This window comes from Paenibacillus borealis, from assembly GCF_000758665.1.
Classification (GTDB): Bacteria; Bacillota; Bacilli; order Paenibacillales; family Paenibacillaceae; genus Paenibacillus_AQ; species Paenibacillus_AQ borealis.
This window is the reverse complement of record NZ_CP009285.1, coordinates 3,134,015-3,156,201: the sequence shown is the minus strand read 5'-3', so window position 1 is coordinate 3,156,201 and position 22,187 is coordinate 3,134,015. Positions and strand designations below refer to the sequence as shown.

Genomic DNA, 22,187 nt, shown 5'->3' with positions numbered 1-22,187 from the left:
GGTACACTTGGTATTACGATTGTACCATTGTGGTCGATATAAAAGGTCTTGCCTCCGGCCACCTTCGCGAGTCCATCGGAGAAATCATACACACGGCATTAGTCTATTCTCTATGCACCAGTGACGGACGCTGTATAACCTGCTCCCGGCCCGGGCCTACAGATACCGTCGTAATCCCGACTCCCAGCTCAGATTCAATAAAATCAATATATCCTCTTGCTGCTTCGGGTAAGTCTTCCAACCTGGTAATCTGCGATATATCACACTTCCAGCCCGGAAGCTGTTTATATACCGGTTTGGCTAGGCTTAACTTATCCTGGTAAGGGAATTCATCGACGACCTCCCCCTCAATCTCGTATCCCACACATACCGGAATCTCATCCAAATACCCCAGGACATCCAGGTTTGTAAGTGCTACGCTGGTTGCACCCTGGATTCTGCAGCCATAACGTGTCGCGACCGCATCAAACCATCCGACCCTTCTTGGCCGTCCTGTCACCGCTCCGTACTCGCCGGCATCTCCGCCACGGCTTCGCAGCTCATCGCCTTGCATATCTTCCAGTTCCACAACGAAGGGGCCTGCCCCGACACAGCTGGAATACGCCTTGGTAACCGCCACGATCTTCTCAATCGAATAAGGCGGAAGCCCGGCCCCTACCGAAGCATATCCGGCAAGCGTAGATGAAGAAGTGGTGAAAGGATAAATTCCGTGATCAGGGTCTCTAAGCGCCCCAAGCTGTCCTTCGAGCAGAATTCCTTCGCCATTCCGATAGGCTTTATGTAATAACGAAGTCGTATCACACAGGTAAGGAGCTATAGCCTCTGCCTGCTCACTTAACTTGGATAACCACTCATCTACCTTAATGGAAGACTGACCATAAAGATGCTGGAGCAATATATTTTTGCTCTCCAACAGATTTTCCAGCCGTTCACGAAGATAAGCCATGTTGAATAAGCTGGAGGTTTGAATTCCAAGCTTGGCATATTTGTCGGAATAGAACGGAGCAATCCCGCGTTTAGTTGAACCGAAGCTGCGTCCTCCTAAGCGGTTCTCTTCGAGCTCATCGAGCAGCCGGTGCACCGGCAATACAATTTGAGCTCTGTCCGAGATTCGTAATTGAGGGGCCGGAACTCCTCTTTCGGTTAAGGATTCTAGTTCTTGCAGCAGCACATCAATATCCACAGCTACTCCGGGGCCGATAACGTTCACCACATTGGGATAGAAAACCCCGGAAGGAAGCATCCGAAGCGCGAATTTCCCGAAAGGATTAATAATCGTATGTCCTGCATTGCTACCGCCTTGATATCTCACCACATAAGAAGAAGCGGCTGCCATCATATCTGTTATTTTCCCCTTGCCCTCATCTCCCCAATTTGCACCCACGATTGCCGTTACAGTCATGTTTATGGCCTCCAATCCTAATTTGCTTACAAAACTAATGATAATCTAAGCAAAGCATATTAGAATAATGCATATAAGTAATACTAGGTATAAAGAGAGGTAATGTGTATGCAGGTCAATTTGGAATGGTATCGTGTCTTTTATTGGATTGCCAGAACAGGAAGCTTATCGCGGGCAGCAGATCATCTGCATATCACTCAACCGGCTGTCAGCCATACCGTTAAACAGCTGGAGGCCTCCCTTGGGGGACAACTGTTCTTACGCACTCCCAAGGGAATCATCTTGACCAAGGAAGGCGAGGTATTGCTGCATTACCTGGAGCAGGCTTTCAATTTCGTTGATATCGGAGAAAAGGCCCTTGCTGAGATGAATAACTTAAACAGCGGGGAAATTGCCATCGGGGCAAGTGACACGTTGTGCAAATATTTCTTGTTGCCGTATCTGGAGCAGTTCCATGCCCGGCACCCCCGGGTCAGAATCCGGGTCACGAACCGGACGACACCAGAGACAATAACGCTGCTTAAGGAAGGGAAAATCGACTTCGGTATAGTCAGCCTGCCTGCATCTGACAAACAGGTCGATTTCTATGAGAGCATACCGATCCAGGACTGTCTTGTCGGAGGGAAGGAATTTCAGTACCTGGCGGCAGAAAGCCCGCTTCCCGTCGAAGACCTCCATCAATATCCCCTGCTGATCCTGGAGCCGGGAAGCAGCACAAGACGTTATCTGGATCATTATGCCGCTTCATGTGGAGTGAAGCTGGAGCCTGAATTCGAGCTGGGAAGCGTGGATCTTCTCGTGCAATTCGCCAGCAGCGGATTTGGTCTTGCTTTTGTCGTGCGGAATTACATCACTGAGGAGCTGAGGTCCGGTAAGCTCTTTGAAATTCCCTTGAATCCTCCGTTACCTGAACGGCGGATCGGGATCGCGACGCTGCGGGGAGTCCCGCTGTCTTCGGCGACCCGTACTTTCTTGGAGCTATTACCTAGAATGACCTGAATACAGTCAGGCAAATCGGGCAGGCCATCATAATCCAATCTTCCACTCCGTGTCTAGCTTTGTTACGCAGTTATTTACATTAAATTTGTATGATTATAATTTTCATATCTACAATTCGTACAAATAACTGTCGATATACAATTGATACGTAAATTTTGCGCAGCAAATTGAGGAGTGGGAAGCATGAAGTACACACAGAGAAACCTGTTGGGGAGAATGAAGTTGACGATTCGCATGAAATTATTGATGGGGTTTCTGGTTGTGGTTGCACTGCTCGCCTTCGTAAGCACCTATGCCTTAAATCAGATTTATGGTATGTCCCAAACTTCCGAGGAAATCGATCAGGAGTGGATGCCGAGCGTCAGTTTACTTGGCATGATGAATGGTGACGTTTCAGATGTGGAGCGTCTGGCTCTTGCAGTTATCGTTGAGACGGATCCCAATGAAATTGCGAAGACGAATGAAGCTTTGGAGCAGCTCAAAGTCAAGATTGAGGATGAGCGCAAACAGCTGATTACACTCATTGAGGGCAGTGAAGAAGCGTTGACAATGTATGATACCTTCAGCACCAACTATGATGCCTATTTGGAGAAAATGCCTGCATTTATCGAATTTGGATTAGCTAACAACTTTGGGGAAGCCAGCAAGCTGCATACAGAGGCTTACCCGTTATGGTATACAGCCAATGATACACTCGCTCAGTTAATTGCCATGGGCAGCGATTTATCGGGACAGGCTACAAAAGATTCACTGTCCGAGGCAAATCGTGCATTCATTATCATTTTGGTGGTGACGATTATTTCCTTCCTGATCGCCTTATTTATTGCCTTCTTCATTGCAAGTATGATCTCAAGACCCATCCAGAAAATGAATGCTTCGGCGTTGCTTATAGCGAACGGGGATCTAACCGGTGAAACCATCACGCTTAAAAACAAGGATGAGCTCGGTACATTGGCAGCCTCCTTCAATACCATGACAGGTAACTTGCGTGCGATGATTCAATCCGTCTCCATGACTTCTGAGCAGGTAGCCGCTTCTTCGGAAGAATTGCTGGCGAGTGCAGAGCAAAATACGAGAGCCTCCGAGCAAATCTCCGAAACGGTCGAGGAATTGGCTGTGGGTACCTCTGATCAGGTGAGCATGGTGAAAAATTCCTCCCAGGCCATGAGCGAGATGGCCACCGGATCAGAACAAATTGCACATCTTGCGCAGAATGTATCCGTATTGGCTATAGATGCCGCGAATCAATCGGCTGAAGGCAATAAGATTATCCGGCAGGCCGTGGAACAAATGGGCTCTGTCCGGACTTCTATATCGTCACTGACCGAGCTCGTTACCAGCCTGGGAGAACGTTCTGCAGAGATTGGCAGTATTACCGGGGTCATCAATACTATCGCAAATCAAACCAATCTGCTCGCATTGAATGCAGCTATTGAGGCTGCACGTGCAGGTGAACATGGCCGGGGTTTCGCCGTTGTTGCCGGAGAAGTACGTAAACTGGCCGAGGAATCCTCCATATCTGCGCAGAAAATCACGGATCTGGTACAGCTCATTCAGAATGATACGAACCATGCGGTACTGGCTGTGAAAGTAAACAGCAGTGAAACCGAAGCCGGAATTGAGATTGTTACTGCAGCGGGACAAGCATTTGAGCATATCTCCGAAGCGGTAAACAAGGTCGCTGATGAAATTCAGGAGGTATCTGCCGGATCGGAAGAAATGTCAGCCAGCACGGATGAAGTGGTCCGGTATATTGAGCAGATTTCCAGTATTGCCGGGGAAGCATCCGGAGGGGTTCATAATGTATCTGCTGCAACCGAGGAACAGCTTGCTTCCATGGAAGAGATTACAGCGGCAGCAGAATCCCTCTCCAAGATGGCAGAAGAACTGCAGGGACAGATTAATAAATTTAAAGTGTAGCTGAGCCCAACAAATACAAACACCTTTTTTTGCTTTTACATAGAGTGCAGTCCACCGCCAAATACTGCTCGTATGGTAAAGAGTCAAGATAAACAATATACTAGCTATACAGTTATTTGTTGAGGTGAAAATCAAATGGATGAAATCGATGAATCGAAACAACTTGTTTTGCAAATTGGCAGTGCCTTGAAAAGGTACAGAAAAGAAAAAAACATGAGTCTGGATGACTTAGCGGAATCAACGGGTGTAAGCAAGCTTACTCTGGGTAATATCGAACGCGGCGAGACAAATCCAACGTTGGCGATAATATGGAAAATTTCAAAAGGCATTTCTTTACCGCTGTTGGCTTTGTTCAAAACAGAAGATCCGGTTAGCTTGTACCGGGCAGGCGAAGGACTCCGGTTTTCTAATGATCAAAAGAACTGGAGCATAGAACCTGTCTTTAAAAATGCAGGCAGCGATATTGAAATGTGCCGGGCTTACTTACAGCCTAATAGTTCGTACCACCCTGAAGGTCATCATGTGAATACAACTGAAATTGCAACTGTAATGACGGGTTCTATTGAAATTCAAGTGAATGGAGAGCGTTACACCTTGAATCAATATGATACGATCAGTTTTCGTGCAGATAGCCCTCACTCTTATACCAATAATTCGAATAGCGAAACCGTACTCCATATAGCCTTGAAATACGGTTTCTAAAAGTCAATATTCAACTATGAAAATGCAACTCTGTATTCCATTACATATGGGAGCTCAGGGTTGTATTTTTATTTCATAAAAAGTTAATCATATAATACTTATTGCAAATTTAAATATATTATAATATACTTTCATTGTCCGCGCGGATACTATAATATATTTTTTGTCTTGAAGGAGAATGAAGAATGCCGAACAAAAAAATCTTATCATCATCTATCGGGCTGTTAATACTCGGCATTATCATTATTGCAGCTAATTTACGTGCTCCCTTAACCTCAGTCGGTCCTTTAGTAAGTCTTATTAGGGATGACGTTCATATTTCCAATACTTTAGCCGGCCTCTTAACAACGGTACCTTTGCTAACCTTTGCTTTATTATCGCCTCTAGTCCCAAAACTGGGACGGAGGTATGGAGTAGAGCTTTTAATTTTGATTGCCCTGATTTTTTTGACTGTTGGTATTGTAATACGTTCTTTATCTGGCGCTGCCAATCTGTATATAGGAACAGCAATTCTCGGATTCGCTATTGCTGTTTGTAATGTATTATTACCGAGTCTAATCAAACGTAATTTTCCTGACAAAATCGGTTCCATGACTGGTATTTTTGCAATTTCAATGAGTTTATCCGGAGCCGTCGCATCGGGAATCAGTGTACCGCTAGCCGCGAATGCTGGTTTGAAATGGCAGGGGTCCTTGGGAATATGGGGAATCCTAAGCTTTATATCAATTCTCTGCTGGTTACCTCAAATGAGAAATCATACGAAGCAAACAACCCTGACGGGTCAACAGCATGCTGGCAATGATGTGAATGTCTGGCGTTCACCACTTGCGTGGCAGGTGACGCTGTTTATGGGTACGCAGTCCATGATTTTCTATGTATTGATCGCTTGGTTGCCTGAAATTCTACAACAGCAAGGCATTGACTTAAAGCAATCAGGATGGTATCTCTCAATTATGCAATTAGCGCTGCTTCCCTTTACCTTTATTGTCCCTGTTATAGCCGGGCGTATGTCAAACCAGCGTTCCCTGGTGGTCATCACAACCATTTTACTTTTGACAGGAACGCTAGGAATGCTTTATGGAAGCTCCAATATCATTTTGTTGTGGATCATAATACTCGGAATTGGCGGAGGCTTCGCCTTTAGCTTATCCATGATGTTTTTCGGGTTACGTACTCATAACGCGCATCAGGCAGCAGAACTGTCAGGCATGGCACAATCCGTCGGATACCTTCTTGCCGCAATCGGCCCTGCCCTTATCGGTTATCTGCATGATGCGACTAATAGCTGGAACCTGCCCCTTTTCATTCTGCTTGGAGCCACGGTCTTACTTTTCGCAGCCGGTATAGGAGCAGCAAGAAACCGTTATATAGAGTCAGGTCAAGTCACCATAGTTAATGTAAGCCACAAGGATGTACAGCAAACCTAACGTAGAACATTAGCTCAATAAAATAGCGGCAGTCGAGGACTTATTACGTCCAAGGCTGCCGCTACAAATATATTGCAATTAACGCTGATGGTCAAATCCACTTACCAAATCGCAATGCCAACCTTATCTTTTTCCGTAAGTGCAATCTTTATCATTTCCAAAGCATTTCCTGCTGCAAATTCAATAAAATCTCTATAATCGCCAATATGTAGTTGTATAACATCTAAATTATCCAGTAAAATCAGGAATTCACTTCTTAGCTTATCTAAGTCTTCATCAAATGCATAAATATTTGTACCTTTTAAAGAAAAGATCAATTCGCATCCAAGTTCATTTATGGTATCCATTCCCCAGAGCTTTTCTCTGTATGACTCAAATCCGAATAAATTATTATGTGGTTCTGGTACCTGCGCTTCCAATAATTCAGTATCTACAATTATGTTATTCTTTTTAATAATACTAACGATCAGACTCATATAGTTGAAACTCCTCTCAATAATAGAAAAGCGGGTGAATGAAATTTTTAAAAAAACCCTCATCTTAGTTGTATTTATCATTTTACTTCAAGGCTGTTCACATAAAGATAACACTACCGAATATCCCGTACTTCCCTACCCACCAGTTATTGTATGGAATAACAAAGCCTATGTAGTTACTGATGACACAATCGCAGCAGAGCGGATAGGCAAAGAAATCGGAACTGTAAAAAGGTACATCGACCCGGACAAATCCTTGCCTGAGCAGGATGGCGATTCAACCATTGCCCCGAAGGGGAGTACATTTTATGAAGTTGAGGGCCAGGACGAGGCTTCCGTTATCGCTGTCCTGATTGAAGGAGAGTATAGAAAAGCTTTCAGATAACTGCACGGTAATAGGAATGCCTATCCAAAAAGGCTGCTGCTTTCAGTAATGAAAGAGCAGCTTTTTGAGTATCAGTAACATGATTACCTTTTATAAAAACACCTACTGCTGGGAAGCCGCGGCATGGTCAGCCTTCACACAATCAATGGCGACCACAATCGCGATAATGATGGCTTCCATCTCCTCCTTTAATACTTGAACACTGTAGCTATCGCCCCAAGTGAACCACTTCTTGTTGACTTCACCTATGACGGCTCCGCGCTGGATGACCTGGAAATCCATGTCCCACCAGTTCCCGCGCACCTCAATGTCAGCCGAATCTATCGTATAGCGTGCTTTCAGGAATGAAAATTCCTTCTTAATCGTGAGCACCTCCCGGCCGCCCACCTCCACAAAAAACTTCGGTAAAAAGCTGAATACCTTCTTGGTAATCAGTGCGACTTCCTCATCCGCTGTATTCATAATGGAGAATGTCTTAGGAATCCGCATAAAGCTGCCTTCTACATAATAGACATCCTGCTCCTGCTGATTCTTCACCGTAAATTTCTCGCTTAGACTGAATACCTTCTGCTTAATAAAAAGCTCCGTCATTCTCTTCTCCTCCTTCGATATAGCCTATTCCCATAGCTTTCTTCGACCAGTATAATCCAAGTATATCAAAGATAGGATCTCTATACATTCGTCAGTGGAGATGCTATACCAGCACAGCCCAAATTAAATTAATGCCTATATTAATAAGGAGAAATCCATGGTTAAAAAAAACACTATTTTTACGAGGACTCCTATCTTAATTTTCATTTGTTTGTTCTTACTTACTTCATGCAATAAGGATGCTGAAATATTTATTGGAACTGTACACACCATAGATGCAGAAAATAAAAGAATGCTAGTTATATCTGGCTTAAAAGAAGAGGATTTGAAGTTGAGTGAGAGCTGCTCCACGCAAATAATCCCGGATGAGGGAATTACCTCACCCGGGATTATTAAATATTAGTATATACACTCTCCGGCATCCTCCAATAGAACTATCTTCCCTTATTTATATTTTCAGCTTCATAATCACCAGAGTATTATAATTGAAAATTTTGAGAATAGAGGGAAATCAAATTCAGCCGGGCGATTCCCCTCTAAAAAACCGGCTAGGATTGGTTCACTTTTAATACTCGCATAGCGTTCAGAACTGCGATCATTGTCACGCCTACATCTGAAAACACAGCTTCCCACATAGTAGCAAAGCCAAAGGCACCTAAAATTAAAAATGCTGCTTTTACTCCCAGTGCGAAGATAATATTCTGCCACACAATTCGTCTAGTCCTTTTTGCAATTCTAATAGCTGACGAAATTTTCGAAGGTTCATCCGTCATAATCACAATATCAGCTGCCTCAATAGCTGCATCTGACCCTAATCCACCCATGGCAATTCCTACATCAGCCCGGGCCAACACTGGGGTATCATTAATACCGTCACCGACAAAAATAATTTTTTCTTTGGCCGATTTACTCTGCATTAACTTCTCAATCTCTTCCACTTTGTGCTGTGGAAGTAACTCTGCATACACTTCATCTATGCCTAATTGCTTTCCCACGGAATCACCAACAACCTTGGCGTCCCCAGTTAACATCACGATTTTCTTTATACCTAATTCTTTCAATGAACGTACCGCTTTTGCGGAATCATCTTTTATTTCATCTGAAATAACGATGTAACCTGCATATTTCTTTTCTATTGCAACATGAATAACCGTTCCTGCTTCATTAGGCGTCTCAAAGGATATTTCGTACTTGTTCATTAACTTAACGTTCCCGGCTAAGACCTCTTTCCCTTGAACCTTTACTTCTATCCCATGTCCTGATATTTCATTATACCCTTCCAGCTGATCTTCACTTATTTCCTTACCATAGGCAACTCTTATCGATTCAGCAATCGGATGGGTTGAATGCAATTCAGCAAAAGCCGCATATTCTAGGAGCTCATCTTCAGAATATTCTGCAGCTGGGTTAATACTAGTAACTTTAAAGGCTCCCTTAGTGAGCGTCCCTGTCTTGTCAAAGACCACATACTTTACATCATTTAAAGCTTCAAGGTAATTGCTGCCTTTGATAAGAATCCCAGTCTTCGATGCAGCTCCGATCCCTCCAAAAAAGCCCAGGGGAATAGAAACCACAAGTGCACAAGGACAAGATATGACCAGGAAGACAAGCGCCCGGTAGATCCAATCTGAAAAAGTAGCCCCACTTAAAATCAGAGGAGGTAGGACAGCCAGAAGTAAAGCGATGATTACAACAACCGGTGTGTAGAAACGGGCAAATTTAGAAATGAATTTCTCAGTCGGTGCTTTCTTGCTGCTTGCATTTTCAACAAGCTCCAATATTTTGGATACCGTCGATTCTCCAAACGGCTTAGTTACTTCTATCGTTAAAACACCATTTTTATTAATAAAACCGCCCAAGACTTCACTCTTGACTTCAACTTCCCGCGGCATCGATTCACCGGTCAGCGCAGAGGTGTCTACAGCAGAGCTTCCTTCGATAACGATTCCATCTAATGGAACCTTTTCACCGGGTTTTACAATAATATGGTCTCCAATGTTAACCTCTTCCGGTGACACTCGTTTCGTATCATTCCCGGTTTTCAGATTTGCATAATCCGGCCTGATATCCAACAATGCACTGATGGATTTACGTGAGCGATTAATAGCAATACTTTGAAACAGTTCACCCACTTGGTAAAAGAGCATTACTGCTACACCTTCAGGATACTCCTGGATGGCGAATGCACCGATTGTAGCTACAGACATCAGGAAGTATTCATCAAACACTTGACCACGAAGAATGTTTTTCACGGCTTGAAGGACAATATCTCCCCCGATCAGGAGATAAGCGGCTAAGAAAATTGAAAGTTCTACCCAACTTGCAAAAGAGCCTACTAATCCGACTGCACCTATGACTGCACCTAGGGCTAAACGAATTAACATTATTCTGATTTTGTCTTTACCGACATCATGTGAATGTCCCTCATGATCCTTGTGCCCCTCACTACCATTCGAATGTTTATGGTCATTCCCTTCTTTTGCATGCAATTGGCCAATTCCTCCTTTCTTCTTGACACTAACTTCAATATGCGGTTCAAGCTTATTAACCAGCTTAGTTGCCGCAGTTACAATTTCCTCATCCTGATCTTTGTTTGCCTCAAAAGATAAGGTTTTATTCACGAAATTTACAGAGCAGTCTGAGACTCCTTGGATCTTTTTTACGCCATTCTCAATTTTTAATGCACAGTTCGCACAGTCTAGTCCTTCTAATAGTAATTCACGCTTCACGGTATCTTTAGCTTGACCTATTTGTCCCAATATCATCATCTCCTTAGAAGGAATATATATGATCATATGTTCATGTATTGGCTTTATTATATTCTTTTTCATTCATCCAAGTCAATGATTAGGCAGCGCACGACAATCAATCTAGTATGGCTTCGGCATCTCGATGGCTGATTGGTTTATAGCCTTCAGTGATCATTTGTATGACACACATATTGAACAGATTTTCCAACAAACCCTCCACCAATTAAGTCACGAATAATTACACTCAAACAGGCCGGTGCAATAAACCGACCTGTTATTATTATTAGATATTCAACCTCCCAAACTGATATAGTGAGCATAAATTGATTAATTCTCTGGAAAATGAATCATTGTAAAAGTCCAGTTAACAATCAAGCGTCCTGATATAACCATCCACCACAATATAAAGGACACTCCCTTATGCGAGAAAGTGTCGAGAGGTAAATCTTAATCCATCGTTACATAATATCTCCAATACCCTCATTCAATTGAGACATTGAAAAGAGTAAGGTTGAAGCAACTTCTTGAATATTGTTCCAGGTTTTTAACCAAAATCACGATTGCGGCAACCTCAGATTGCTCATCAAGAACCGGCGTTACGATTCCTTTAGCAGGTACGCCATAGGCGTGCGGCGGAGTGAGTGAAACGAAAGACTTTTTGGTTCTTATAACTTTTTCAATACCTTCGTTAATATCAACCCTCATCCCAACCTCGAAACTTGTTCTCAGCTTAATTCCATCTGCCTTTGCCAAGACATTCATCGCAGGAACGCTGACAACTGCAGCTGCAACGTCCTCCCCCAATACCTCTAACAAATCAGGAAGTGATGCAATAAAGGCATCCATATTTGTGATGTGCATACTCATCTGCTCCTAAAATATCAATTCAACCGGGTTCTTCACTTACTTCTGTATATCTACCGATACTAAGCATCTTTTCTATTCTGGCATTTACCAAGTCATCCGTTGAAATTCCATTTACTTGCTTGAGATATTTGTTTATATATTTTTTAATGATCTCTGCTTGACCTTCAATATCTTTATGAGCTCCACCTCTGGGTTCGGGAATAATCTCATCAATGATTCCGTACTCCATTAGATCATTAGATGTGATCTTCAAAGCTTCAGTAACTTCTGATACCCTCCCAGCATCCTTCAGTAATATTGACGCAGCAGCATTTGGAGACGCCACAGCATATACTGCATTTTCAAGCATTAGCAGCCGATCTCCTACACTTAAGGCTAGCGCTCCTCCGCTGCCCCCCTCACCAATGACAATACTGATGATTGGAACCCTTAGCTTCGACATTTCCAGAAGATTCATCGCTATAGCTCCAGATTGTCCCCGCTCTTCTGCAGACATCCCGGGGTAGGCTCCCGGCGTATCAATAAATGTAATTACAGGTCTATTGAATTTCTCAGCCTGTTTCATTAATCTTAATGCCTTGCGGTACCCTTCGGGATGGGGTATGCCAAATTCCGCTTTAAATTATCTTTCATATCCTTGCCTTTTTAATGTCCAATTACAGTGACCGCAACCCATCGTTCCTGTAAAAAAGTCATAACTTTGCAATGCGATAATCAAAGGGAAACCTCCAAGTGTACCCTCACCGGTGATGATTGCGTCATTTAATCCGGAAGATTGTTTGGCCAACGGCATATCTCTTTTTATTCGTAATAAAATCTCGGAATGAAATCATACTCACCTCATATAATTACCGTAATTTCGCCCTTCAGGAACGAAGTAAAATAAGATCAGGTTCTGTTCAATAAACAGAAGGGACGAATGTGTCGGTTATGGAACACCTTTAATGATTGTGTTGGCCAAATAAAAAAGCAGCCCGATTTATTTTTAAACCGACTGCCTTCTTATTTATTGTATCGGATTAAAAAATCTTCTTTCTCCGTAAGGTCAATCGGATCCAAATCACAAGAATCAAGGCTATGATCAATGTGATGATCCAAGCGAGGGGATTCTTATCACCCATGGGTAAGGTAACATTCATACCAAAGAAGCTAAACACAAGCGTAGGCAGCGTTAAAAAAATCGTAAAGATCGTAAGAGTCTTCATTGTATTATTCAATTCGTTAGATATTAACGAAGAAAACGACCCGGTTATACTATCCAAAATTCTTGTATATAATTCTGTTGTCTCGATCCCTTGATTAATTTCAATTCTTACATCTTCCAGAAGATCTATGTCATCTTCATATAATTTTATGGAATGGGTACGAAATAGTTTGGTTATAACATCCGAGTTGGCCTTTAATGAAATGAGAAAATAAACTAAACTTTTTTCAATATCCATTAGGTCATAGAGCTGCTTGTTCGTTAATGAATCACGCAAATGACTCTCTATTTTTAGACGTTGCTTGTTAAGCAGCTTTAATTTATCGATATACTGGGTTGAGATTGACAATAACACCTCTAATGCAAAACGATTTTTCATCGAGGTATTCACATTCTTCTTAATTGTATTCTCCAAAGGGCTATTCGATTGACTGCAAACCGTAACAATGTAATCCTTGCCTAAGATAATGCCAATGGGAATGGGAATGGTAATGTACGAATCAAACTGATTGTTGTTAACATCCATAGTCGGAAAATCATTAATAATTAATGTGGAATTCGTATCTTCATCATATTCAATCCGGGCACTTTCTTCTAAATCTAACGGATCTTCTAAGAATTCAATGGGGATATTATAAAATAGGGATACCTCATTAATTTCTTCCTTTGAAGGTGCGGTCATATTTATCCAGCTGTTTTTTTCGAAGCTTGGTCTTATTCCCAGAGTTCCATCACGAGAGGTTCTATAGGCGGTCAACATCACAGGTCACTTCCCTTCAACGCTTAATCTAAATTTAAGTTAACCCAAAGCCACATCAAGAATCATCATCAATACAAATCCAATCATTAAGTTCATGGAAACCAGATCCTTATTTCCTTTTTCCTGTGAGCTTGGAATCACTTCCTCAGCCACAACAAAGATCATTGCTCCCGCTGCAAAGCTCAAGGCATAAGGCAATAAGGGTTCAATAAATGCGACGGCAATGGCTCCGATAACTGCGGCTATGGGTTCAACCATACCTGAAATTTGTCCGTAGAAAAAGCTCTTTCTGCGGGACATCCCTTCACCTCGTAAAAGCCTAGATACTGCCAGGCCTTCAGGAAAGTTCTGAATGCCGATTCCGAGCGCAAGGGATAAGGCACCCTCTAAAGAAGCTTCCGTCCCCCCATTTGCAAGTGCACCGAAAGCGATTCCGACAGCTAACCCCTCCGGTATATTATGAAGCGTGATGGCAAGGACCAATAGGGTGCTTCTTTTTCTTTCTTTGGGATGGAGCACTCATACTATCAAGCAACCGCTGGTTTACTGTTCTTGTGGCAAATACGAGCGTAGCCCCCAGCGCAGTCATTCCCCAGGTGAATAAAGTGGCTATAAATGCTTGCGTTACAGGATTGAAATTCCGGAAAAAATCAACCATAAGAAGCGCTCCTTTCAAAATTCCTGATTTGATTAGAACCAAAATGTTTCTCTTCGGAAGCATTTTGGTCCTAGTCAAAGCAAATTCTTCGGATAGGTCCTGCTTAGTGTTATTACTTGCCTTAAGCGCAATAATCCGGGCAATATAGCCCGGACACTGGTCATCTAATTTCCTGTTGTTTCAGTGGTAGTAATAATATGGAAATAATAAAAGCGCCTTTATGAAGGAAGAAAATCCACTTGTTCCAGGACCATATTTAGCTGCTTATATGGGAACTGCAATCATAGGAGTCATTCAGCAATGGTTGGAAAGCGGTACGAAAGAATCTCCTCTTGAAATTGGCTCGCATCCTAACGACCATTTCGGTTAAAGGTCCCTTCTTTGCAGCTGATTTAAAGAAATAATCACTCAACAAATAAGGGACACTCCCTGAGAAAGAACAGGTAATGTTCTATTATTTCAATTTATCGTTTGTATAAAAACACTTATTTCATGTATTAATTACCTAATAATGGTAAAATAGAGATGACCACCAATACTGCATTGGCAACGCCTTCATTCCGTTGAAAACCAAGAGATGCATGCTTGGAAGTGCAAGGGCAAACAGAGTATTGAATGCTTTCTGGGTCGAGTAGAGAACTGTCAATCCGGAAATGAGTAATCCCTCATTTTCCAAGTTCAATGTATTCTTTACCCTTTTCCCATTTCACCAAAATAGTAACTGGTATATTGGAGGTAGCCCTAATAACAGGCCTTTCATCTGTAGATTTTCGTCCTTCACAACTTAAATCTAATATCCCTTCTTTTCCAAAAGGATATTGAGATATTCCATGAGCATCCAGAAGTCTTACATCCCATTCTAACTTTGAATTAGGCACATCAGGCTTAAGACCAAAAATATATTCAAAAAGAATTGCAATTGGAGAAAGTCCTGTCCATCCAACAAAATCAGGTTTTGCAGGGACTCCCGGAAGCGCTTTTTCCGCAGAATAGTTTTCCCAGAGAGTTCCTGTATCTTCATATACCTTTACGACGGCTTCTAAATGTCTCACTCCTATATCATGAGCAAGTGCGTTATACCCAGATTTAGATAAACCTTTCAATACCATATAATTCATTGGTGCCCAAACTCCTCCTCTCCAATAGCCGGCATCCTCTCTATATTCAGGATGATCTGCAGAAAGGGAAGGAATGGGGTGAGGGCGATTAAATTCTTTTTCATTAGTCAGGTGAGAAATAAACCCTTCCTTCTTGCTCTCAGGAACAACATCGGCAAGTAATGCCCAATAGCCTCCAATTGATTTTACATGATTAAGTTCATTGTTTTTCCAAAGATCATAATAATAAGAGCTTTTTTCATCCCAAAGCGTACTATTTACAAAATCAGAAAGATACTTGATCTCTTCTTCAAATTCCGGCACCTCATGCCGTCTGCCAATTTCATCACTCATGCTCAAGATTAATTTTGCACTAAGCAACTGTTGGAAACATGTATCCGACCAAACCATATGTCCATGTGAAAAACCCACATGATACATTTTCTCCAGCCTTGGTTGATTATCCATGCCGCATCCCCATCCTGAAGACCAGTAGCTCCCATCTCTCCATGTCCTAAATTCTCTAAGCCACTTATGATACCCTACCAATACCGGAAACACTCTCTTTAGACGATCCTTATCACCAAAATTCAAGTAGTATTCCCACTCTGAAAATGGCAAAATGTTTGGTCCTGTACTAACAGGATCAAATCGGTGAAATCTATCTTGACCATTCATTTCATTAATTACTCTTGAAATAAATCCATCTTTATGCTGCTTTGAATACAAGTTATCTAAGGTTTTTTGGAAATTGAAAACGCGGTTTCCATACTTCGCAAAAAGTAAAATAAAACATGAATCCCACATGAATAGTAAATTATTGAAGGCAGTATCGATGTAGTTTGTTATAAAACCATTTTCCGATGTAGGCTTTCTGAGATTATTAAATGCCAGTTCCCATGCTTTCCAATAACATTCAATGGCCAACTCGTTTTCATTCCAAAAAGGTTGGGGAAGAGACTGCTTTATCTCTTTAAAAAGTGGCAATTCCTCATTTTCCGGTATCTCACTTAAAAAAACATTTTCACTAACAAACTTGTTTGCAGTATAAACATTCAAAAAAGCCATAACCAGTCTCCCATATCTATAACATGCTTTTACCTGAAATATTTTACAGCAGGTCCTAGTGTTTGTTTTGAGCATAATGCTGAGATTGCACGAATATGCCACCCGAGCCGCAAGCAGGGTCTAAAACCATCCCCGATTCCGGCTCCAACATAGCAACAAACAGTTCGGCAATGGAACTCAGTATGAAGAACTGACCGCCGCGGTTTCCTTAGGACAAAGAAACAACCTTCTTCGTATCCTGTGATTCAAAAGCAGCCAGAATGACTGCGAGCGACTTCAGGCCTTCTTCACCGGAAATGTCCGGTGGTGTGTTCGTTACAATGCTTTCCACGAAAGCATCCATGATGCCGCTGGGCACTTGCTTCTCGTTCGTCGCCATCGCACCGACCTGATACTTCTCAACGGAGCCGTCACGAAGCTCGACAATCACTTGATCAACGGGATGCGTACCGATGTGCATCACGCCGTTCTCACACCACAATACTGTGCTGTTGTCGCCGCCTTTATAATACGTCCAGCTGGCCACTAGCGTACCAATTGTTCCGCTCTTCATGCGCAGGATGCACGTCGCGTTATCGTCGACATCGGTTCCTTCTTTATGCAGTGTGTTCACAAAGGCAGCGACTTCAGCGACTTCATCCTCAAGCAGCCAGCGGATCAGATCGGACTTGTGAACGCCGAGGTCACCCATTGCGCCCATGATGGCGTCTTCCTTGCGGAAGAACCAGCTGTCGCGGCCATCCACACTCCAGCGTTCAGGTCCCGGATGACCGAAGGAAGTACGGAAGGAAATAACTTTACCCATTTTACCTGTCTGCAAAATTTCTTTGGCCTTCAGGTGAGGCGGCATCAGGCGCTGGTTCTGCCCCGCCATTAAGAACACCCCGTTCTTATTCGCCGCTTCAATCATAGCCGCTGCGTCCGCCGCGTTCGTTGCCATCGGCTTCTCCACAAGCACATGAGCGCCTGCATTCGCAGCGGCAATTGCACATGGCGCGTGCAGCACGTTTGGTGTACATACGCTGACTGCATCAGGCTTTTCGGACTTCAGCATTTCTTCATAGCATGTATAGGCTCTGCCTCCGTAGTGCTCTGCAAAACCTTCGGCCCGTTCAAGAACCGGATCGCAGAAGGCTACAAGTTCAACGTTTGGATTCGCCGCGTATTCCGGAATATGTCTTTTCTTGGAAATGGTCCCGCAGCCTATTACGGCTACCTTAATTTTGTTCATATCTGATTCGTCTCCTTTGGAGATGGTATTTAACTTAAAATTGCGATAAGTAATTGCGCTTCAGCCAATTGTAGCTGGCAGCAACACTCTCAAGCGGAGGGTTCGCGCATCGATCCTGCTCTACTATGATCCATTCAACCCCTGCGTCCGAGCCGGCCTGGATGACAGATTGCAGATCGATCTCCCCTTCACCTAACTCAACTGTATTGATATCTCCGTCCACCGTTCCTTTGAAATCCTTCAAGTGAAGCAGCGGCAGCCGGCCTGCATAATCCGCAATGTACTGCAATGCGTCCAGACCTGCAAATTGAACCCAGCCTGCATCCAGCTCCACTTGGAGTGACTCCGCAGTAACGGATGAATATAAGGCATCTAAAGCGTATTGGCCGTTTACTTTCAGCTCAAATTCAAACGCATGGTTATGGTAAGCGAACTGAAGTCCTCGCTCCTTAACCCGCCGGCCTGTTTCCGCAAAATAAGCGAATAAGCTCTGCCAGGCTTCAGGAGTTTCGCGGTCCCCGGCAGCAATATGTGGGCAAATGAGATAAGGAGCGTCAATCGCACGCAGATATTCGATTTCTTTATTCAAATCAGCCTTCATCTTGGCGATACTTACATGAGCGCCGATTGCTTTCAGGTTCAATTCCTGCAACAGCTCCTTCAGCGCTTCCCCAGACAATCCGCCGTAACCTGCAAATTCTATCCCTTCGTAGCCAAGTTCAGCCACGCGGCGAAGTGTACCGGCGAAATCTTGGGCCAATTCCTTGCGCACCGTATGCATCTGCAATCCAATACCCATTCTTCTCATTGCTTGTATCCCTCCAGCTACATGTTCATTAATCAGCTACCTTACAAACTCCATGGTAGGACAGCTCATGATAATATTTCTGCATATCACAGCTCAGCCGCCATTTGATATCGGAGATTAATGCATAAGCATGCTTGGCCTGCACTTCATCATGAAGCCGGAGCTGCTTCACTTCCTCTTCACATCTTCTCATGCAATCCACAAGAAGCTTGTGCCTGTACTCCAGCTTCGTCATCACGAATAACCGATACCTGAAGAACATTTCGGTATGCACTTTGAACACCTTAACGACTTGTATCTGATAGTCCATACATTTCCTTAGAGCAAGATAGTCCTCTTCAACGAGCTCCTGCTTACACTGCTCCAGGATTTCACTCATTCTTCGAACATTGTGAACGGCCTGTTCCTTCTCATTTACAATGAGTGATAAATTTTCTTCAGTAGGCTCTAGAATCCATTTTCTTTCCAGCCCCGCCGTATTATAGACATGATCCACGTAGCTCAGCTGCCACTCGTATCTTTCGATTGAGCCAATAAAGGAGGAATGGAAATTATTAACGATGGCTTCATTGGCATAATGCGCTTGTTCGGCCACCATTTCCGACAATTGAAAGAACTCCAGCATTTGATCGGGAAAACCGCTTCTCTTGCACATGCGCCATACATCAGCCAGCTGGATATTCATGTCCCAGCAGGACTTGAAATAGATATCATATTTAATGGACTGTAGTCCCTTTAAGACAGCATAGTCGCCAACAAAGGTAGTATTCGGACCCAGGGCATGACCGCGTATTCTGCACATGAACCCGCTGATGCCCTTATCGTAATAATACCTCATGCGATCCGGGATAAACGCAAGCGCACAGCTAATCCACCCGGCCCAATCCCCCCGGTATTCGCCTCCGAGGTCAAATTCCACCCATTCTCTGCCCGGTGACAGCCTGCCTGGAAGCGTCGCGGGAGAATGAAAACGATAGTAATCCTCCACCTGCATTTTACTGCGCGAGTCACAGCGCTCCGGTAATTTACCCAAAATATCTTCATAGATTTTTTCGCAATCCGGATGATGGGTAAAGCTGGAGCAAATCACGCGTCCATCACTTCGTCCCACCTCATCCATCGCCTCAAGAGCGTAATCATACATCGCAAGGAAAAGCTCCCCAATCGACCTTGTATCCGTGTCCGGACGATAACATTGGTAGATTTCCATGGCCTCGCCTGTCCATAGCTCAATTCCGGAAAGGGAAGGAAAGTCCTCCATGACCTCTTTAATTTTCGCTTTATAGAATAGCCAGGTATCTTCATGGTCTAAACGTAGCACACGTAACCCCGTTTGCGGATTCTGATAGAACATATCCGGGCACCGCTGTAACAGGTCTTCGGGGATATTAAACTCCGTGCAGGAGAGGTAGAAATCCATCCCCCAATTTTTTGCTTCATTAATAATCGTGCGCAGGCATTCCTTCGCGTGCTTAATTTTACCCTGCTCATCCGTTCTTTGAAGTGCCGGAAAATACCTGAGTTCAAGAAACGGATACCAGCTCAGATTAATCCAACTATCGATCCACATGAGATGATTGACCCGTTTTCTTGCTAAAAGCCTGATCAGCTTGAGGTTCTCGTCCAGGTTATCCGTTGTTGTCATGGACGGGCCCCAATGCCGCTCGACTCCCCGCTTCTTAACATCTGGTGAACTAATCATATTCAGGAGCGGCAAACGGACATCTTGATCCCGGATATACGTCTGATCAAGAATTTCGCAGATGCCGTAGAGGATCGCCTTTTCACTTGTGCCGGAGAGATTCATCTGATAATATCCGTCTGTTATAGTTGTGGAAATAACAAAGGTCTGATTATCCTTACCTGCGATATCTGAGGGTTCGAGTATGCGAATGCGGTTCCCTTCAACCGGTTCCGAATGCAGCTGAAGATTACTAATCTGATACCCGTCCCTCCATTCTTCCAGCAACAATTCCACAGCATTATTCGTAATAATGCCACTGTTGTACGTTATCTCAATACTAACCTTGCATTCCCCGTTGTTCGTCACATATAAATCCATGAGTTGGGTGGTCCTTTCATTCCTGATAAAGTTTACAGCAGCAGATGCATTTTGCCTGTGGGTTCGATAATGGGCAGACGCACGGTAACCTTCGTTCCCTTCCCCGCTTCACTAGCAACATCCAGACCATATTGCGCTCCGAATTGCAGCCTGATCCGCTTATTAATATTGCTAAGCCCAATGCCTTGTTTGTCCGTACCGAGCAGTTCCGTATTTGCGCTCTCTCTGATTCCTGTAAGCAATTCGGATAACTGAGCCTCCGTCATTCCGATCCCGTCATCCTCGATGTCGATTTGCAGATAGCCCTCCTCAGAGATAAACCCTTGAATGGACAGACGTCCAGATCCTGTCTTCATCTCCAGACCATGATACATCGCATTTTCCACAATCGGTTGTAGAATCATTTTCAAAGATTTCATTTCCAGAATAGACTCTTTCATCTCAATGACAATCTCAAATTTACCCTGGTACCGGATGTCCATAATTAGCAGATAATCTTTAATGCAGCCCATTTCGTCCTTAATGCTCACTAGATCCTGGCCTTTAATGCTATAGCGGAATATGCTCGACATGGCAGACGATATGCTCACGACTTCGCTCACATCATAAGCCAGACCAATACTGCTCAGGCAGTTCAGCGTATTATAAAGAAAGTGCGGATTAATCTGGCTTTGCAGTGCAGATAGTTCCGCCTGCTTCTTGGATAATTCAGCTTCATACAGGGACGTTTGGTTCTCAACAGTATTTCGGGTCATTTCTTCCACATTGTCAAGCATGTGATTGATATGGGTAGCAATAATACCAACTTCATTGGTGGATGGTATTTTCAACCTGTAATTTAATTCCCGGTCGCCCACCCTGGATAGGAATCTCACGATCAGCATGATCGGACGAGTGGTATTATACATAAAGATACTTCCTATTGCCGCCAGCATGATAATCATAATGAGGCCTAACCAGATCCCTAACGTCACGATAGGCTTCATATCTTTGGTAAGCTCTGCAGTAGGAAGAACACTGATGATCTTCCAGTCCGTGCTTTCAATTTTCTTATACTGGACCAGGGACTTCTTGCCCTCATACACAATTTCATCTTTGGCCGTACTGCTTACTCCTTCTTGCCAAAACACATCTTCGTAGTAATCACCTGCTTTTAACCCTTTATTGCTCACAATCACCCGATTGTCGGCATCCAAGATTAGAAGGAGTGAATTCTTCGTTAATTCCGTGGTATTCACTAATTTTTCAAGTTCCCTTGTATCTAAAAGAAAAATGCAGCTTCCTATTTTGGAATTATCATATGAAGAAAAGATAGGCGAAATATAGGAATAATAATAGAACGCATCACTCCGGTCTCTTACAATCGAAGAAAATACGGGCTTTCTAAACTCATCACTTTTAAAGTTGTAAATCCCCTCTAAGGTTTTCAGAATATCATTGTTATAATGCAAGGAGTCGGAAGTCTGTTTATCCTTACTGCTCAAGAGCACGATACTGTAAATATTCTGATTGGATGACCTTGTATGGGTGAAAATTTCCGTGACATACTCATTTAATTCGGTTTTCCGGATAATATCATCCGACACCATCAATTCCTGCACAAATTTGCTATAACTAACTGTAATGGAGTCTCTCTCCACATTTTTGGCAATGGTATCTATATTTAGCGCTACCTGCTCCATTAGATTCCCTGCAAACTGAGCCGCACGGTCCCGTGTGAGCGAATTAAAGAAAGCAGTGTACATGCTCTGCATTAGGATCATCATAATCAGGGCAATCA

General features: G+C 43.4%; 17 protein-coding genes and 3 pseudogenes. 6 read left to right on the top strand and 14 right to left on the bottom strand.

Annotated elements, in window-relative coordinates; all coding sequences use genetic code 11:
- Window positions 1-103: 103 nt before the first annotated feature.
- Window positions 104-1,402 carry an adenylosuccinate synthase gene (locus PBOR_RS13015; protein ID WP_042212189.1) on the bottom strand — a complete coding sequence of 433 codons (1,299 nt, stop codon included), beginning with the start codon at window positions 1,400-1,402 and terminating at the stop codon, window positions 104-106.
- Window positions 1,403-1,510: 108 nt separating this feature from the next.
- On the opposite strand from PBOR_RS13015, the gene PBOR_RS13010 reads away from it, so the two are divergent.
- The 4 genes from PBOR_RS13010 to PBOR_RS12995 all read left to right on the top strand — a co-directional run bounded on the left by PBOR_RS13010 (window position 1,511) and on the right by PBOR_RS12995 (window position 6,450).
- Complete coding sequence (locus PBOR_RS13010) at window positions 1,511-2,401, top strand: LysR family transcriptional regulator (RefSeq protein ID WP_042212188.1); 891 nt, start codon at window positions 1,511-1,513, stop codon at window positions 2,399-2,401.
- Window positions 2,402-2,617: 216 nt separating this feature from the next.
- Entirely contained in the window at window positions 2,618-4,321 is a 1,704-nt protein-coding gene (locus PBOR_RS13005) for a methyl-accepting chemotaxis protein (RefSeq protein WP_042219347.1), read from the top strand.
- A 135-nt stretch (window positions 4,322-4,456) separates the two neighbouring features.
- Window positions 4,457-5,023, top strand: coding sequence for a helix-turn-helix domain-containing protein (locus PBOR_RS13000; RefSeq protein WP_042212186.1), 567 nt, complete (start codon window positions 4,457-4,459; stop codon window positions 5,021-5,023).
- A 185-nt stretch (window positions 5,024-5,208) separates the two neighbouring features.
- Window positions 5,209-6,450: a CynX/NimT family MFS transporter gene (locus PBOR_RS12995; protein WP_042212184.1), complete on the top strand. Its 1,242-nt coding sequence runs from the start codon at window positions 5,209-5,211 to the stop codon at window positions 6,448-6,450.
- Window positions 6,451-6,551: 101 nt separating this feature from the next.
- Here PBOR_RS12995 and PBOR_RS12990 read toward each other — a convergent pair whose 3' ends face one another.
- Window positions 6,552-6,926 carry a hypothetical protein gene (locus tag PBOR_RS12990; protein WP_042212183.1) on the bottom strand — a complete coding sequence of 125 codons (375 nt, stop codon included), beginning with the start codon at window positions 6,924-6,926 and terminating at the stop codon, window positions 6,552-6,554.
- A 34-nt stretch (window positions 6,927-6,960) separates the two neighbouring features.
- Between PBOR_RS12990 and PBOR_RS12985 the strand changes: the two genes are divergently transcribed.
- The gene (locus PBOR_RS12985; RefSeq protein ID WP_157764022.1) at window positions 6,961-7,311 is read left to right on the top strand and encodes a hypothetical protein; all 351 of its coding nucleotides are present in this window, start codon (window positions 6,961-6,963) and stop codon (window positions 7,309-7,311) included.
- Between the two features lie 102 nt (window positions 7,312-7,413).
- On the opposite strand, the gene PBOR_RS12980 is transcribed toward PBOR_RS12985, so the two are convergent.
- The 6 genes and pseudogenes from PBOR_RS12980 to PBOR_RS34980 form a co-directional block, all read right to left on the bottom strand.
- A complete protein-coding gene (locus tag PBOR_RS12980; RefSeq protein WP_042212179.1) occupies window positions 7,414-7,902 on the bottom strand; it encodes an LURP-one-related/scramblase family protein in 489 nt (162 codons plus the stop codon).
- A 548-nt stretch (window positions 7,903-8,450) separates the two neighbouring features.
- Window positions 8,451-10,667: a heavy metal translocating P-type ATPase gene (locus tag PBOR_RS12970; protein ID WP_042219345.1), complete on the bottom strand. Its 2,217-nt coding sequence runs from the start codon at window positions 10,665-10,667 to the stop codon at window positions 8,451-8,453.
- Between the two features lie 465 nt (window positions 10,668-11,132).
- A complete protein-coding gene (locus tag PBOR_RS12965; protein ID WP_042212175.1) occupies window positions 11,133-11,513 on the bottom strand; it encodes a hypothetical protein in 381 nt (126 codons plus the stop codon).
- 25 nt (window positions 11,514-11,538) lie between these two features.
- Window positions 11,539-12,185: pseudogene (locus PBOR_RS34985) on the bottom strand (carboxyl transferase domain-containing protein); the annotation flags it as partial.
- A 353-nt stretch (window positions 12,186-12,538) separates the two neighbouring features.
- Complete coding sequence (locus PBOR_RS12955) at window positions 12,539-13,483, bottom strand: magnesium transporter CorA family protein (protein ID WP_042212174.1); 945 nt, start codon at window positions 13,481-13,483, stop codon at window positions 12,539-12,541.
- A 39-nt stretch (window positions 13,484-13,522) separates the two neighbouring features.
- A pseudogene (locus tag PBOR_RS34980) lies at window positions 13,523-14,141 on the bottom strand (ZIP family metal transporter).
- A gap of 220 nt (window positions 14,142-14,361) precedes the next feature.
- Here PBOR_RS34980 and PBOR_RS36205 point away from each other — a divergent pair.
- Window positions 14,362-14,511: a TetR-like C-terminal domain-containing protein gene (locus tag PBOR_RS36205; RefSeq protein WP_425415524.1), complete on the top strand. Its 150-nt coding sequence runs from the start codon at window positions 14,362-14,364 to the stop codon at window positions 14,509-14,511.
- Window positions 14,512-14,806: 295 nt separating this feature from the next.
- Here the strand turns inward: PBOR_RS36205 and PBOR_RS12945 are convergent, their stop codons facing one another.
- From PBOR_RS12945 to PBOR_RS12925, 6 genes and pseudogenes are all read right to left on the bottom strand, one after another.
- A complete protein-coding gene (locus PBOR_RS12945; RefSeq protein WP_042212172.1) occupies window positions 14,807-16,306 on the bottom strand; it encodes an MGH1-like glycoside hydrolase domain-containing protein in 1,500 nt (499 codons plus the stop codon).
- Window positions 16,307-16,364: 58 nt separating this feature from the next.
- Window positions 16,365-16,514 (bottom strand): annotated as a pseudogene (locus tag PBOR_RS36200) (N-6 DNA methylase); the annotation flags it as partial.
- Entirely contained in the window at window positions 16,515-17,537 is a 1,023-nt protein-coding gene (locus tag PBOR_RS12940; RefSeq protein ID WP_042212171.1) for a Gfo/Idh/MocA family protein, read from the bottom strand.
- A 34-nt stretch (window positions 17,538-17,571) separates the two neighbouring features.
- Window positions 17,572-18,345 carry a sugar phosphate isomerase/epimerase family protein gene (locus PBOR_RS12935; protein WP_042212170.1) on the bottom strand — a complete coding sequence of 258 codons (774 nt, stop codon included), beginning with the start codon at window positions 18,343-18,345 and terminating at the stop codon, window positions 17,572-17,574.
- Between the two features lie 28 nt (window positions 18,346-18,373).
- A complete protein-coding gene (locus PBOR_RS12930) occupies window positions 18,374-20,407 on the bottom strand; it encodes a hypothetical protein (RefSeq protein WP_042212168.1) in 2,034 nt (677 codons plus the stop codon).
- A 32-nt stretch (window positions 20,408-20,439) separates the two neighbouring features.
- Window positions 20,440-22,089, bottom strand: coding sequence for a sensor histidine kinase (locus PBOR_RS12925; RefSeq protein ID WP_167549538.1), 1,650 nt, complete (start codon window positions 22,087-22,089; stop codon window positions 20,440-20,442).
- Window positions 22,090-22,187: the final 98 nt, after the last annotated feature.